We start from the raw sequence: 13,622 nt of genomic DNA, 5'->3' as shown, positions 1-13,622 counted from the left end.
TTCGGTTACTCGGACGCCCGATCTCAGTAATTCGGACAACCGAAACATGAGTCTGCTGCCCTCATCGCACCACAACGGGAAACTCGCGCTGTTCGTCAGACAGCGGCGAGTGAGATTAGATCGCTGACGTTCTTGAGGCCTTGGCGGCCAGCCAAGTGGCCGATCCCTCGATGGATGTGGATGGTCAAGGCATAAGAGATGTTGTCCTCGGTAGGTTCCTGGCCATCAACGAGGCAGCGCTGTTTCAGGAGCGCCAGATAGATGTCACCGTAGGCGCCAGCGAAGGTCTTCCAGGACATTTCTACGTTCGAGTCGGTATCAACTTCCCGTACAAGCGGTGGCGACGGGTCCTGGAGGGAGAGCACGAGCGCCCATCGGCACAGGGTATTCCAGTTCTTGATGCCGGTAATGCGCTTGAGCTTGATCAGCTGATCCTTTGCCGGCTGAGAGAGCCGAACGCTGTCAAGCGACATAGGTAGCTCCTGTGGCCCACCAGTAGCCAGGCTCGATCGTCGTGGTGAAGGTCTTATCGTCGTGAACCAAGGTGTAAGTACGCGCGATCGACGGCTGCAGCTTGCTGAGGAGGTGCTCGTCGATCTCCTCGTCGGTGGATAGCAACAGAACTTGGTGGCTGGTGTGCGGAAAGTAACGTTCCACCAAGTGCTCGCGGTGCCGGCTATCGAGGCGGCCAAGAGGGGTGTCGATCACGCTAGGGAGGCGGTTACCGGCGACTCGAGCAAGTCCCCAGAGCAGGGAGACCGCGAGAAGTTGGCGCTCACCAGCGCTGAGCCGTGATGGGTCCAGCTTCTCGTCGTCAGGGCCAATCAAGGTGAGGGTGAACTTCTCAGTGTCGATACGGAGATCCCGTACTAGTTCGCTCTTGCGCATAAGTCGGTTAAAACTATCCAAGACTGCGACTTCGAGTCTGCTGATATGTCGACGCAGCAATGCTGCCCCGAATCTCTCCATAGTGTCACGGACACGGTCTGCGTAGGAGATGACACGGGCGGCGGCCTCCGCCTTGGCGAGCTTTTGCGCACGTCCCTTGTAGGCACGCTCCCGATCCGCAAGCAGTTGTTCGCGGCGCCGCCGGGCGCTGGCTAGCTCCTCCTCCACCGAAGTCAGCACGAACTTCAACTGGGTTACCTGATCGCGAGCCGCGTCTCGCTCTTCGACGAGAGCAGCGACAACGTTCTTGTCTGGCACACCGGCCAGCTGGCGTTCAAGAGTGCTGAGACGTTCCCGCAACTGTTGTGCCTGCTCGACAAGCTCGCTGGCCCGTTTTACCTCCTGGCCAAGGACTTCATCGAGGGATGATAGCTGGGGAAGGGAGCCAGCTGGAAAGTTCTGTATCTGGCGGGTGCCCGCGGTTACCTCTGCGCGCTTCTGCCGATCTTCAGCGAGGTATCGCTCTACGGCAGCAAGGCCATCGGACGGCACCAAAGTCTTGAGCGTCTCAAGGAGCAAGCGATCCCGCTCGCTCAGGACCCCAATCACCTGGATGGCCTCTGCGGCGACACGTTCCTTCCGGACTTGTTCACTTAGAGCGGCCAGCTGTGGGCCAAGAAGAAGAAGAGGTAGCGGGCCAGCAGCCACCGTATTGGCAAGCGTTTCATTGATGTTCTTAAGCAGGGCTTCCGCTTGCTCCTTTTCTGCCTCCAGTTCAGCGCGTCGGTTGTAGAGATCACCACCTTCCTGGGAAAAGGCCGCATCAACCGTAGAGAAGTGGACCTCGGACTTGTGCAGGCTGTCACGTGCCGACGCCACCCTCTGAGTGATGTCGGCGCAGAGCTGATCGGATTCTCTGATGTCTTTCTCTATACGGTGGATGCTCTCAAGGGCCTGCTTATCCTCGTCCGAGACCTTCTGCCGGCGTTGCAGGGCGAGTAGGTCGGTACGGAGCCGCTCGACGGTGTTGACACCAAGGAGCGAATGCACTGCCGATTCAATGACCGGTGCTGCCCGCTCAGGATGGGCAAGCGATTCGATCTTCTCGCCGTCGAAGAAGAACAGCGAGGCAGCCTCAAGGGGGAGGATGTCTTCAATGTGGTCTGCCCAGTTCTCACTCACCACCAGGTCGAGCTCTCCATCGATGAGCACGTTGAGGAACTCACGGGCGCTTTTGCCGTTGGCTTCCCAACTACGGCGGACCTTGTAGCGCCGCTCCTGCCCCTCGATGGTTGTGGAGAACTCGACAGTAACGTGGGCGTGTTTGGGGCTCGCTTGCCGGTTGACGCTGTCACGCAAATAGCTTTCGTACGACCGGCTACCACGGCCGCTGGTACGCGCTCGCGCGCCATAGAAAGCCAGTTGAATCGCATCCAACAGGGTGGTCTTACCGCACCCGTTGAGGCCTCCGATCAGGATGATCGGACGTCCAGGCTTGGTGGTGAGGTCCAGGGATTGCTCGCCCTTGTAGGCGCCGAAGTTCCCGAGAGTGACGTTATGCAGGAGCATCTGTTGTGTCTTCGTCAAAGAGGGGCAGCTCTGGAGCTTCCTGGGCTTTACGAATTCGAAGTGCGTGCGCCTCGGCGTCATCCTTGTCTTGGTAGTAGCCTCGGCGGACCGTCTTCTCCAGCTCTTCGAACAGCCCTGCGCGACGCGTCATGGTACGGAACTTGCGCTCCACCGCCAAGAGTTCGCGAACAGTAGTGAAATGAAGTTCGTCGTCTCCACACACTTCCCGGAGGAGCTCCATCTCGTCGCCAGCCAGGGTGAGGTGCTCGTCGAGTGGCTTGCCAGGGAACTTCTCACCCGTCTCTTCTTCGTAGATCCGGGGCAGGACGTCCTCGACCTCGTGCTTATCGAACACCCAGATGCGGCGGATCTCATGGAGCTCATTCATGGTGATGAGCTCAATGTCCCGGACGCTATCCGGTGCGTTCTTTCGGATCCAGGTCTGGGCGTTGAGGAGTTCACGCAGCCACTGCTCGCGCGCTTGTTGAGTGTAGGGGCCGTGGACGACGCGGTCATTGAACAGCTGGATCGTGCCGTTCATCTTCCGCCAGTCCCGCAGATGCTTGTCGTCGCGGTATCCCTCATCATTGCGGACGTCGAGCTTGTTACGGAGCTCAAGGAGTGGAAGCATCCACTCCTTCTCCTCGTCATTCTGGATCATCGCCGACATGGACTTGTCCTGGTCGACGAGAGTGCAGGTCCAGCAGCCGAACCGGCTGTCACCGCACGAGGGGGTGGTGTTGTCGACGACCAGCGGGCATTCACCGTCGCTGGACGCCCCCTGGTACATGGTGAGTAGGTCCTTGTTCTCATGCCCCCATGGGTTGGGCTGCTGCATGAGGAACGTCCAAACCTCGTCGTTGGTCCAGGCCTCGACCGGGCTGTAAACCAGCGAATTGGGCAGGTTGCCGTTCGGAGAGAGCCGGTCTCGTACCCTGCGCTTCTCGTGCTTGGCCATAGCCTTGGCACGTGCCTGGCTCTCTGCCTTGCGAATACCCAGGACCAGGATCGTCTCACCGTGCTCGCGGACGACGTTACGGATGAAGGAGTTGGATGGCCGGATTTTCAACCGCTCGGTACACCAGCGGAACTTCGGCCGCGGCGCGGGGTATCCCTTGCCGATCAACCCAACCCAGAACGTGTCCTTGACCTCGGGGGTCAGCCGATGGGGCTTGATAGGGAGCTGCTGCTCCTCAGCGGCTTTGCCCATGGTGATGAGCGACTGCGTAACCCAGCTCGCGACGATCGGGTTCTCGACCAAGGTGTCGGTGGAGATAACGTGGACTGGTTTGGTGCGCTTGTCTACCGGCAGCCCTTGCAAGGCAAGCCACACCAGTTCAAGGACAGCAGTAGAGTCCTTGCCACCGCTGTAGCCCACGACCCATGGCACTGAGTCCGCTTGGTACAGCTCGCGTATCTCTTCGGTCAGCTCCGCGACCACCGCCGCCAGACCGCCGCGGTCCTTGAAAGGGATGGACCGACGGGTAGGAGTACCCAGAAGCACGCTCATCGCTCTCCTCGCAGGTAGATCGCTTCCACGTGTGTCCCCTCGGGCCCGAGTTCGAGCCCGAGCTTCTGCCTCAGATAATTCACTGCGAGTACGACATTTGAATGATTTTTTGAGACCCGGCCGCCTACAATCGCTCGTCCCTCCCAGTCTGGATTGACTCTCGCCCAATCGACCTGGCTCAGGGGCTTCAGCCGAGGGCGCCACGACTCTGGCTCAACTGACTCGCAGAGCAAGGTGTTGCCGAGCCGGCCAAGGGCGTGGAGCGCGATCCCGTGACTGTGGAGGTACTGGCGCCGAACGTCCGCCGCTGACATCTTGCGTTGTCGGACGAGCTGCCACTCGGGGATCAACTCATCGATGGTCGACCAGAACGCATCTGCCAGCTCGGCATGGTCCTTGACGTCCTCAACCCCGTGGAGCAAGGAGCGGGTGGCGTAGTACAGGGCGCTGAGAGTAAAAAGCTTGCTTGATCTAGCGGAGAGTGTACTGCTTTCCATCTCAACGAACCCACGGAAGATCGGCGACTTCAACGCCAGCAGACGGGCCACCTTGGCATGTTCATCACGATGATCGTAGAGGACACCGATGGATCGGGCTGGCCGTACCGCATGGCGGTTCAGGTCCGCAAACATCTGCTGGCTGCGAGCCAGACCCGCATCCTGGAAGAAGACGACGGCGATCGTCTCGTCACCCAACTCGGGGTTCTCGTTCAATGCGGACTCAATCGCCGCACGACGGTGCTGCCCATCGTTAATGAGGAACCGCGCCGCCATGGGGATATGAAGCTGCCCAATGCGCATACCAGGTCCCTCATCGGAGATGCCAGCAAAGCGCATGTCACCATCGACTGACGCAGTTAGCGCAGAGAAGACGTAGTCGTCTGGATTGTCGATGATGTACGCAGCCAGGGCCGGAATGCGCCCCTTATTCAGGATCCGCTGGGCGCGCACCTCGGGAGCGAGCTCCTCCTCGTCAAACAGGAAGATCTTGGGGATGAGCCGCAGTGGACACATCGACACATAGAACTCACGGCCCGCCTGCACGCCCCTGATCGCCGGGAAGACGTACTCAAACCCTGCTGTTGTGCCCGTAACGGACGACGGTGACCCAGGTGATCGCACTGGCTTACGGTACCGTACGTACGTCAGTTATTTGACGTGCTGACGTGATGCAACGGCCCAGGGGGATGAAGAAGATGACCGCGTACCTGGACGCAGCGGCGACGACCCGCATGGACCCCCGTGTCGCTGAGGTGGTCTTGCACTGGATGACCGAGGACTGGGGCAACGCCGGCAGCAGGACGCACGGCTGGGGCACTCGTGCCAAGCGAGCCGTCCAACAGGCACGCGAGCAACTTGCTCGTCAGATAGGTGTCAGCTCCGCCGAGTTGATCTTCACCTCCGGCGCGACCGAGAGTAACAACATCGCGCTGCTCGGGTTGGCTCCTCACGGGGAAAGACAAGGCCGTCGTCACATCATCACGTCGGCCATCGAACACAAGGCTGTCATCGAGCCGCTGGAGCACCTGGTGTCCCGAGGCTTCGAGGTCGACTTCATATCTCCGGGCTCTTCGGGGCGAGTCAGCGTCGAGGCCATCCAAGAGCATCTGCGCGATGACACACTGCTCGTCTCCCTCATGCACGTGAACAATGAGACCGGCGTGATCCAGCCGGTCGCCGAGCTCGCCGATCACCTTCGCGGCACGGCCACCTACTTGCACGTCGACGCGGCGCAGGGCTTCGGCAAGCTGACGGAGGATCTGCGGGGACCAATCGATCTGATCAGTATCAGCGGCCACAAGATCGGGGCACCCAAGGGCGTCGGCGCGCTGGTGATCCGCCGGCGTGGCCGGGACACTGTGCCCCTGACACCGCTGATGTACGGCGGGGGCCAGGAGCGAAAGCTCCGACCAGGAACCTTGCCTGTGCCGTTGGTCGCCGGGCTGGCCAAGGCTGCTGAGATCTTCGAAAACGAACATGCGGACTGGTGGGCCGCAACAGCAGGCTTCCGAGCCCGTCTGGTCCACGCGCTCAGGAAGACGCAAGTTCGCTTCAATGGCGACCAGGAGCACGTCGTTCCACATATCCTCAACGTTTCCTTCGACGGCGTAGACGCCGAGGCCTTGATCGTCCAGATCAAGGAACTGGTCGCGGTCTCCACAGGATCGGCTTGCACCAGCGCCTCGTACACCCCCAGCCACGTGCTCCGCGGAATGGGGCTACCAGATAACATCGCCGCCAACGGTCTACGCCTCTCCTGGTTCCCCGACCAAGCCAACGAGCTAGACGTCGATGAACTGGCCGCTGAGATCGCTGAGTTCCAGGCAGGAACAGCCTTCTTGGGTTAAGTTCCGTACCGGCGTCGCACCAGCCGATGCCCGCGAAGCTCGCGCTCGCAACGCACAAGTTCAGCCTCCCAGCCATCTTCTGTCCCAATAAGGTGAGGATTCTGGTAAAGCCCGACCCGCACCTCGGACTGAGTCAGCCGGCGATACTTCGGAACGTCCGGGTCGTCGGCGTCTAGGAACTCGTGCTTGCGATGAAGTAGTGGCCGGTTCGCCGAGCCCTCGTAGGACTTGAACGATGTTCTTAGAGTTGTGAGGTCCACCATGTAGGACGAGTAGAGCTTGGGGTGTGGATCAGTGTCGAACTCGGGGTATTCCAGCCAGCTCACTGCCCGGCCTTGGTGCCGGAGCTTGACGACTGCCCAGGAGCCTGGCCTACCCGCAGCGATCGATGCGCAATGCTCGTACAGGCGGAGCACGGTCGGCATGTGCTGGGCCGCCCGCCTGTGCACATAAAGCGCAGTCGGGGTCAGTTTCCCTACGCGCGATGCCCTCATCGCTCCGCGAACGTAGGCATCATCGCGCAGCCTCAGTAGTAGCCGATCAGCTCGTACACAGGCCTCCTTGTAAGAGGAGAAGAAGGCCTTGACATCAAGCTGCAGCGGCAGTGGCAAGTTCCTGTAGGGCCCTCGACCGTTGAACAGCTCCACCGCGAGGAACAGCAGCGTCGAGAGAGTCGAGCGCTTGGCGCCCTCACTCACTCTCTTTGAGTCAGCGGACTTCTTCACGATCCGCTGGAGCTCGTTCGGCTGCAGGTGGGAGAGCAGCTTTGCCATCTCGCCGGGCATCTCCTCCAGCTGAGGCAGCCTGCCGCGCTGCTCAATGTAGTCCACAACGGCGGCAATCGCCGACCCGCTGTCGTCGGAGGCTAGCCAGTCGGCGTGTGGAACGATCTTCCGGGCCAGATAGCGAAGCCGTGCGTCGTCGTTCTTGAACGCGTAGACAATTCCGGGCGCTGCGGAGACGCAGCGGACACCGGTCGTCTCCTCAACGTAAGAACGGAGCTCTGCTGGGCTGAAGAGGTGTTGGAACGTTCGCCTACTTGTAAGGACACCATCCTCGTATAGCTGACCTCGGACCTTCGATCGGTCCCAGGTGAGTCGGGTCGTGACCACAAGCAGGCGTTCCGCGAGCTCCCAGGCCCTTTGCAGTGCCTCGCGCCGCTCTTCGGAGTCCTCGATCACGTTGAGGACGTAGGTCAGCAGCACGACATCCGTGGCTTGGGGACTTTGGTCAGGAGCGTAGAAGGGATCCCACCCCTCGACTTGGAACCGCATCTCCCGGAGACCACGGACGTCGCCTCCGCGTCCGCTGCCATAGTCCAGGACTCTGGTCGACGCGTTCACCTCGCCATCGACGACCGCCTGCCGGGCTGCCACAGAGAGCGTGGTACGGCTGATCGCGGTGAGGCGGCGATCGCTCGCCCAGTGCAAACCAGACATGGAAGCTCCCCGTAGGTTCCGTCGGCGGCGCCTTCACTATTACCGCAATTCGCAAGGTCTCGCTTAGTGATTGCCGACCAAGACACCCGCTAAAAGGTAGAGGTTGGTTTCAGATCACCGACTGTCTGCGCTGGGTCGGCGCTCTCACCCCCGGCTAGTCTCGCCCACGTTTGAACACAGCAGCGTCGCATCCGTGTGCGATGCGAATGGTACATCTCTTCATTCAAGTCAAACCAGCGCAAGTCTGCCGAAGCCGGCAACCCCAAGCAAAATGCCTAATTACAGCTCGGCAGCAAAGGAAAAGCACGTCGACCACTTTTCTGGCCTCAGCATAAGCACCGGAATTAGGTGCGCTACTGGTCCAGCGAAGTAGCAGCCGATCAGCCTTCGAAGTCCGGCATCCCGAAACCCACGAGCTGCGGCCCCAGGATGTCCTGCACCATGCTCTCGGCGCGCGTCACTCCCCGTCGACAGAGGTTCAGAATGACGTCCATTGGACGAACATGCGCTCCGCTGTTGAGCTCACCTTGGATGATGGCAAGTCCGCCGTTAGCGTACTCCTCAAAGACCTTGATCCGCTCGGGGAGGCGGTCCTCGGCCAGGATCCCCGCGTCGTTCGGGTGCGCTAGGACACCCATCGAGTCGATCAGGGCAGAGATGGTCGCGGAACTGTTGAACAGTCCGTACCGGATCGACTCACCGTGCTTCTCGAACTGCTCTCGCCGACCTCGCGACCAGCCCAGCGCCGCCGCGAAGGCGAGGACCTGCCAGTAATTGGTGAACGGGCCACCCTCCTTCGTCGTCAGCCGGCCGATGAGATCCTCATGCTCTAGAGGCCTCCGGACGCGGATATCAGCGTTGAGAATCATCAGCTTCGAACCTCCGTCAACTCCGCGCCGGTCCGGTCGGAACCGACGACCTGATAGGGGTAGGTGTTGCCGTTCAGTGTCAACGTCCCAGTCGCATTGCTTACATCGATCTTGGTGGTATGCGCGGTGATCACGTACTGCTTTCCGAGGCGGGAGCGTAGCTCCTGCTCGACGATGTCCCCGGCCTGGGCCTTGCTGGTGAGCATCACCACTTGGGAGGCGAGCCTGGGCAGGAAATCGGCGACGGCCTTGCGGTAGTCGTCGTCCAGGTTGCCGAAGACCGCGTCCATCACCACCGGGAAGTCGCCCCCTATCCCCTGGACGAAGGTTCGGCCACGCTCCTGCGCTTGCCGCGCCTCACCAATGAGCGAACCGACGAAGGCAAGAGACAGCAGCATATTTTCGCCGGTGGACTTGAGCGCCGGGACCCGTTCTGTGCCGCTCGGATCCCACAGCTTCAGCTCGAAGTCCGGGGTGAGCTCTGGCTCGAAGTTCTTGAGCGACACCAGGCGGTAAAGTTCTTGGATGCGAGCGTCAAGCCGACGCCGAACCCCTTGAGAGAGGATCTCCAGGATCTGGGCGAGGGCGGTGCTCGCCTCCTCGACGGCCATGATCCGACTCCGGATCCGGCGGCTGCGGGCATCCTTGACGTCAAGCTTCTCGATCTGGCTCTTCAGGTCGTCTTTTACACCTTCAAGCCGCTTGACCTCGGCTTTGGCAGCACCGATGGCTGCCACCTTCTCGTCCCGGGCCAGTTTGGCTGCTTCAAGTTTCTCCTCGGTCTCGACGACCTCCTCGGAGGGCAGGCGCTTGAGCTTGTTTCCGATCTCGTCGATATCGTGCTCGAGGCGGCGCTCCTCCTCCTGTGCTTCGGCGATCCGCGCGTCGAAGCCCCGCAGCGCATCGTTCATCTCCACCCGTCGCTCGTCTATGCTCTCCACGGCGCCTCGGAGCTGGTTCCAAGCAGCCTCGACCTCGGCAAGGCCAGCACGGGCACGCCAGCGTTCCAGAGCTGCACGGTGCGGGCTGACCTCGGCCAAGGGCGTCCCGCAAATGCACATTCCGCGCTCGAGAAGGTCGTCGATAAAAGCCTTCTTGAGCGGCGCAGGAAGCTCGCCGCGTTCGCGCAGTTCCTCACATGCAGCCAAGATCTTGCCCGGCAGAGCGGGGAGGAAGGCAAGGTAGCCACTAGTTCCCACCTGCTTGGCGCGCTCTTCCTCCTGTTGCTGCCGCGCTGCCTTGCCGCGATTCAGTTGGTTTTCCAGCCGGTACCTATTGTGCTGAAGCTCCTTCGCCTCGGCGAGCTGCGTCATCTTGAGATTAAGCACCTCGATCTCGGAGTTGAAGTGCTTCTTCTCCTTCTCAGCGGCGTTGCGGCGCCGCTGCTGCTCCTGAAGCATGCGCTCAGCATCCTCCAACTGTCCGAGAAGGTCGTCCAATCTACGCTGGGACGCATCCTCAGTCTTCATACCGCGGCGCAGTTTTTGCGCAACCTTCGGCAGATGCACAACTGCACGCTCCATGGCCTCCAGGCCGAGGAGTGTCTTGACGGCGTCGCGTACATCGTCGCCGCTGTCGTGTTTCACCAAGGCCTCGATGCGCTCACCGTTCACAAAGAAAAAGCGGCTCAAGCGCTCGGGCAACATCTGGTCGAGGTGCCCACTGGGGTTGAGTACTGATTCGAGATTTCCGCTCCTCCCGCGCCGCCACAATTGCAGCGCGGGTTTTGGGCGAGGTTGGATCGAGCCGTGTTTCGATGCGTAAACGGACCGCTTCACAATATAGACGTGGCTGCCGTGCTCGAACTCGATGGTGACAGAGGCCGACAAGGGCGCCCCCTCGGGCGTTTTGTTCCAGACGGTACTGTTGATGAGCTGGTCGTGATCCTCAACGTCAGCACTGAGATTACTGTAGAGCGCCCACGTGAAGGCATTCAGAAGTGTCGTCTTGCCGCCACCGTTAGTCCCCCACAGGACAGTGACATTGCTCTCCGGGTCCTGCGCAAAGCTAATCTTCTGGGTTCCCTGGTAGGGGCGGAAGTTCTCCAGTTCAACCGAGATGAACTTCATTACGCGATACCCTCGACCTTCTTCGTCATTTCGTCCCGAACCGTATTACGAGCCAATGCCTCTGACTTGTGTAGGTTCTCCTGCTCCAGAGCGAGAACCATCTTGATAACCTCGTATGCGTTGGGGTCGATACGGCTGAGGATGTGCTGGATCTGCTCGATTTCCTGCTGGTCCATCTTGTCGGTCATGGGGTTTCTCCCTAAACATCCATCAGCTCGTAGTACTCACGCAGGTCGCGTAGTTCGCTCAGCGCCTCACCATAATTCTCGGAGTATTTAGCGAACTCAATGAAGCGCCGCACCTCCCGCCGGAACAGGTTCCTCTCTGTCTCGAAGAGCTCCTCGTCCTGCGGTGGAACCGCAATGAAGTCGATAATCTCGGCCTCCGTTTTTCCTGGAGACCGGCGCAGGATTCTCCCGCGGCGTTGGATGAACTGCCGAGGGTTGCTGGTACTGGCCAGCATGTAGGCAATCCGAGCGTCTGGAAGGTCGACGCCCTCGTCCAGGCAGCGCATGGAGACCAGAGCTTCCAAGTCGCCAGATCCGAACGCCTCGAGGAGTTCGCGCCGCTGCTCCTTGGACTCCTGCGATGTGTAGCTATGCACACGCATGCCGAGCCGGTTGCCAAGTAGATCGAGCGCCTGATCCACCTGGCGCTCGCCCCCGCCTGGGTCGTCCTCCTGCGGGCGGCTGCCCTCGGCACAGTAGACCAGCTGAAATGGCAGCTCGCGCCGCTTGCCGACCTCACTCCACAACGCGGCGATCTTCTTTTCAGCATGTCCGAGCACCTTGGCCCGCTTATTGAGCAGTTGACCGAGCTGCGCTTCGGCATCGTTACGGGTCTTTCCCCCCGCCCCCTTGACCTGCCCGTAGAGCGCACCGATCTTTCCAGTGAGGAAGGTGTAGTACGCCGCCTCTTCGTCAGTAAGGGGAACCAGAACCGGGCGGTATCGGTATCGGGCGAGCGCACCCAGCTCGATCGCTTCCTTAAGCCCGAGGCTGATCAGGGTCTTCCCGAAGTAATCCCGGAGCGCCTCGGTGCCTTCGTCGTCGAACCAGCGCTCCGGTGTGGCAGAGAGGGCCAACCGCCACGACGCCTGATCTGGCAGTCCGGAGCGGTAGTGCTCAGCCCCCAGATGGTGAGCTTCGTCCGCAATGATCAACAACTCGTCCCCGACGGATGACATAACGTTCTGGAACGCGGCCGAACCGAAGGTCTTGTTGGTGACCACCAGGGTCGCCGCCCACCCCGGCCGCAGACCCGCGATTGCGTTGCCGGCTTGCGCTCGCCACGTCACTACTGAGTCCCGGCATTTGACCGGAACGACCCCGAACCGACTGAGTTCTTGCGACCACTGCTCGACGAGGTCGAGTAGTGGAACCACGATTACGGTGATGAGAGAGCTGCCGCGCGCTCGCAACTGGCGGCCGATCTGGTCGAGCGCCGCCAGCGCAGTAATGGTCTTCCCTGTGCCGGTCGCCATCTCGAAGATTCCGCGCGCCTCCGATTGGAGCCACTTCGTGATGGCCTCCTTCTGATAGTCGCGCAGCTCGATCCCCTCGGGAGTGGCGGCCCAGCCGTGTTTGTTGGCCTCTTCGCGACGGCGTTGACGAGCCTCCCGTGCGGCGGCGTCCGAACTGGCTCTGGCTACTCGTTCGGCCAACTCACGCAGGTGCTCCTCAGCCTCCTTCGGAAAATTCAGTACCTCCAAACGCGGGGTCTTGCCCTCCCACAGGGCAGCGAAGTTCTCCTTGATCCGGCACACCCGACGTGCGTCGCTCTGCGTCCACGAGGTGAACACCTCGATTGACTCGAAGTTCTCCTCCATCGCTGCGCGCGTCTCGTTCAGCGAACCGGTGAAGGCAACGGTATTCCCCTCTGCGTCCGTAACAACACCGATCTTCTCGTGGTAGATGCCGAGCCCGTTAGTTCCCGCCATAACCGCAATCTTGATCTCAAGGAGGTCTTCGGCGATCAGCTCGCCGAGCATTCCGAGCTGCTCGACCGCCCGTGTATCAAGGCTTTCGGGGACAACCTCCCGGGTGATGGCCCGTGTGATGATCTCGCGGTACTCGTAGCCCCGGCGAATGTCCTCGACATCATGAGGTGAGAGCAGCGGGCCGGCGATCAGGCGGATCTTGCCACCGTTCGCGCGCAACCGTTCGATGCCGCGTGCGACCAGTTTCAGCGACGTGCTGGTGAAGTAACCGACAGCGCGGTCGTATCCCACCGCCTCCGAAAGCACTGGAACGTAGAAGTCGCGAGCGACGTCACTGGTGTCACTCCTATAGGAGTCCGCAACCGGGACGTTGGCGAGGCTCATCCTCTATCCCCGTTGATCAGTTGAAGGAAGTCCATGACATCGGGTTTGGAATTGGCCTTCGCTGCCTCGTCAGGAGCCATCTCTGGCTCAATGGTGAGGTCCGCGTCACACCCACTATCGACGTAGTGCCGTACCAAGAGCGCGAGCCGGGTGTCGCCGCGCTCGTCGAGCCGGCACACCAGATCGTTCCACTGGCTGGACCGAGGGAGAACCAGCGCACCAGCGAGCATCTTGCGTAGCTGGTCACTGGTAGACGGCCGTAGGAAGTAGGCGCCACTCCGCCGCGCGATCTCCTCGGCTACCCCGAGTTCGCGGCGGTGCCGGACGCGCCGAACCCGCAGGACCGGGGGCTCGTCATCATCCCAGCGCCTGTTCAGCCAGATGTAGTCACCCACATGGAACTCGCGGTTGTGGTCCTGAAGGAGCTTCACAAGCCCGCTGATATACGGGTGTGGCGCACCCACCAGGGACAGCCCACAGGTGGCCCCGGCCACCTCTGTTACGGCGGACGTCGATTTCCATAGACCGCCGCCCAGGACGGAGAGCCCGCCCGGGGGCAAGGAGAGCTTATCCTCCGAGATGGCCGAGCCTTGGACACACATCCACCA

11 protein-coding genes are annotated in these 13,622 nt (G+C 61.0%); 1 reads left to right on the top strand and 10 read right to left on the bottom strand.

What is annotated here, in order from left to right:
- Nucleotides 1-95: 95 nt before the first annotated feature.
- The 4 genes from dndE to dndB are packed head-to-tail and all read right to left on the bottom strand — an operon-like array spanning nt 96 to nt 5,088.
- Nucleotides 96-473: a DNA sulfur modification protein DndE gene (gene dndE, locus HKK72_RS01605; protein ID WP_187232370.1), complete on the bottom strand. Its 378-nt coding sequence runs from the start codon at nt 471-473 to the stop codon at nt 96-98.
- Nucleotides 463-2,475, bottom strand: a complete 2,013-nt coding sequence (gene dndD / locus HKK72_RS01600) for a DNA sulfur modification protein DndD (RefSeq protein WP_261986419.1) — start codon at nt 2,473-2,475, stop codon at nt 463-465. The genes dndE and dndD overlap by 11 nt, the downstream gene beginning before the upstream one ends.
- Nucleotides 2,444-3,967: a DNA phosphorothioation system sulfurtransferase DndC gene (gene dndC, locus HKK72_RS01595; protein ID WP_261986418.1), complete on the bottom strand. Its 1,524-nt coding sequence runs from the start codon at nt 3,965-3,967 to the stop codon at nt 2,444-2,446. The genes dndD and dndC overlap by 32 nt, the downstream gene beginning before the upstream one ends.
- Nucleotides 3,964-5,088 (bottom strand): DNA sulfur modification protein DndB, encoded by a 1,125-nt coding sequence (gene dndB, locus HKK72_RS01590; RefSeq protein WP_187232369.1) that lies wholly within the window; start codon nt 5,086-5,088, stop codon nt 3,964-3,966. The genes dndC and dndB overlap by 4 nt, the downstream gene beginning before the upstream one ends.
- Before the next feature lie 74 nt (nt 5,089-5,162).
- Here dndB and dndA point away from each other — a divergent pair, with 74 nt between their 5' ends.
- Nucleotides 5,163-6,314: a cysteine desulfurase DndA gene (dndA, locus tag HKK72_RS01585; protein ID WP_187232368.1), complete on the top strand. Its 1,152-nt coding sequence runs from the start codon at nt 5,163-5,165 to the stop codon at nt 6,312-6,314.
- Here dndA and HKK72_RS01580 read toward each other — a convergent pair.
- The 6 genes from HKK72_RS01580 to HKK72_RS39625 all read right to left on the bottom strand — a co-directional run bounded on the left by HKK72_RS01580 (nt 6,311) and on the right by HKK72_RS39625 (nt 13,445).
- Nucleotides 6,311-7,753, bottom strand: a complete 1,443-nt coding sequence (locus tag HKK72_RS01580; protein ID WP_187232367.1) for a DNA phosphorothioation-associated putative methyltransferase — start codon at nt 7,751-7,753, stop codon at nt 6,311-6,313. The genes dndA and HKK72_RS01580 overlap by 4 nt on opposite strands.
- 380 nt (nt 7,754-8,133) lie before the next feature.
- Nucleotides 8,134-8,622, bottom strand: coding sequence for a DNA phosphorothioation-associated protein 4 (locus HKK72_RS01575; RefSeq protein ID WP_187232366.1), 489 nt, complete (start codon nt 8,620-8,622; stop codon nt 8,134-8,136).
- Nucleotides 8,622-10,691 (bottom strand): AAA family ATPase, encoded by a 2,070-nt coding sequence (locus HKK72_RS01570; protein ID WP_187232365.1) that lies wholly within the window; start codon nt 10,689-10,691, stop codon nt 8,622-8,624. The genes HKK72_RS01575 and HKK72_RS01570 overlap by 1 nt, the downstream gene beginning before the upstream one ends.
- Entirely contained in the window at nt 10,691-10,879 is a 189-nt protein-coding gene (locus HKK72_RS01565) for a hypothetical protein (protein WP_187232364.1), read from the bottom strand. The genes HKK72_RS01570 and HKK72_RS01565 overlap by 1 nt, the downstream gene beginning before the upstream one ends.
- 11 nt (nt 10,880-10,890) lie before the next feature.
- Complete coding sequence (locus HKK72_RS01560) at nt 10,891-13,014, bottom strand: DEAD/DEAH box helicase family protein (RefSeq protein ID WP_187232363.1); 2,124 nt, start codon at nt 13,012-13,014, stop codon at nt 10,891-10,893.
- Nucleotides 13,011-13,445 (bottom strand): hypothetical protein, encoded by a 435-nt coding sequence (locus tag HKK72_RS39625; protein ID WP_222720177.1) that lies wholly within the window; start codon nt 13,443-13,445, stop codon nt 13,011-13,013. The genes HKK72_RS01560 and HKK72_RS39625 overlap by 4 nt, the downstream gene beginning before the upstream one ends.
- Between the last annotated feature and the right edge of the window lie 177 nt (nt 13,446-13,622).

Source organism: Actinomadura sp. HBU206391 (assembly GCF_014323665.1).
Taxonomy (GTDB): domain Bacteria; phylum Actinomycetota; class Actinomycetes; order Streptosporangiales; family Streptosporangiaceae; genus Actinomadura_C.
This window is presented reverse-complemented; position numbering and strand designations above follow the sequence as displayed.

What these genes read in the sequence shown, in the direction of transcription:
- dndE (WP_187232370.1), bottom strand. Translation starts at nt 473, where the DNA reads ATGTCGCTTGACAGCGTTCGGCTCTCTCAGCCGGCAAAGGATCAGCTG.
- dndC (WP_261986418.1), bottom strand. Translation starts at nt 3,967, where the DNA reads ATGAGCGTGCTTCTGGGTACTCCTACCCGTCGGTCCATCCCTTTCAAG.
- dndA (WP_187232368.1), top strand. Translation starts at nt 5,163, where the DNA reads ATGACCGCGTACCTGGACGCAGCGGCGACGACCCGCATGGACCCCCGT.
- HKK72_RS01580 (WP_187232367.1), bottom strand. Translation starts at nt 7,753, where the DNA reads ATGTCTGGTTTGCACTGGGCGAGCGATCGCCGCCTCACCGCGATCAGC.
- HKK72_RS01575 (WP_187232366.1), bottom strand. Translation starts at nt 8,622, where the DNA reads ATGATTCTCAACGCTGATATCCGCGTCCGGAGGCCTCTAGAGCATGAG.
- HKK72_RS01570 (WP_187232365.1), bottom strand. Translation starts at nt 10,691, where the DNA reads ATGAAGTTCATCTCGGTTGAACTGGAGAACTTCCGCCCCTACCAGGGA.
- HKK72_RS01565 (WP_187232364.1), bottom strand. Translation starts at nt 10,879, where the DNA reads ATGACCGACAAGATGGACCAGCAGGAAATCGAGCAGATCCAGCACATC.
- HKK72_RS01560 (WP_187232363.1), bottom strand. Translation starts at nt 13,014, where the DNA reads ATGAGCCTCGCCAACGTCCCGGTTGCGGACTCCTATAGGAGTGACACC.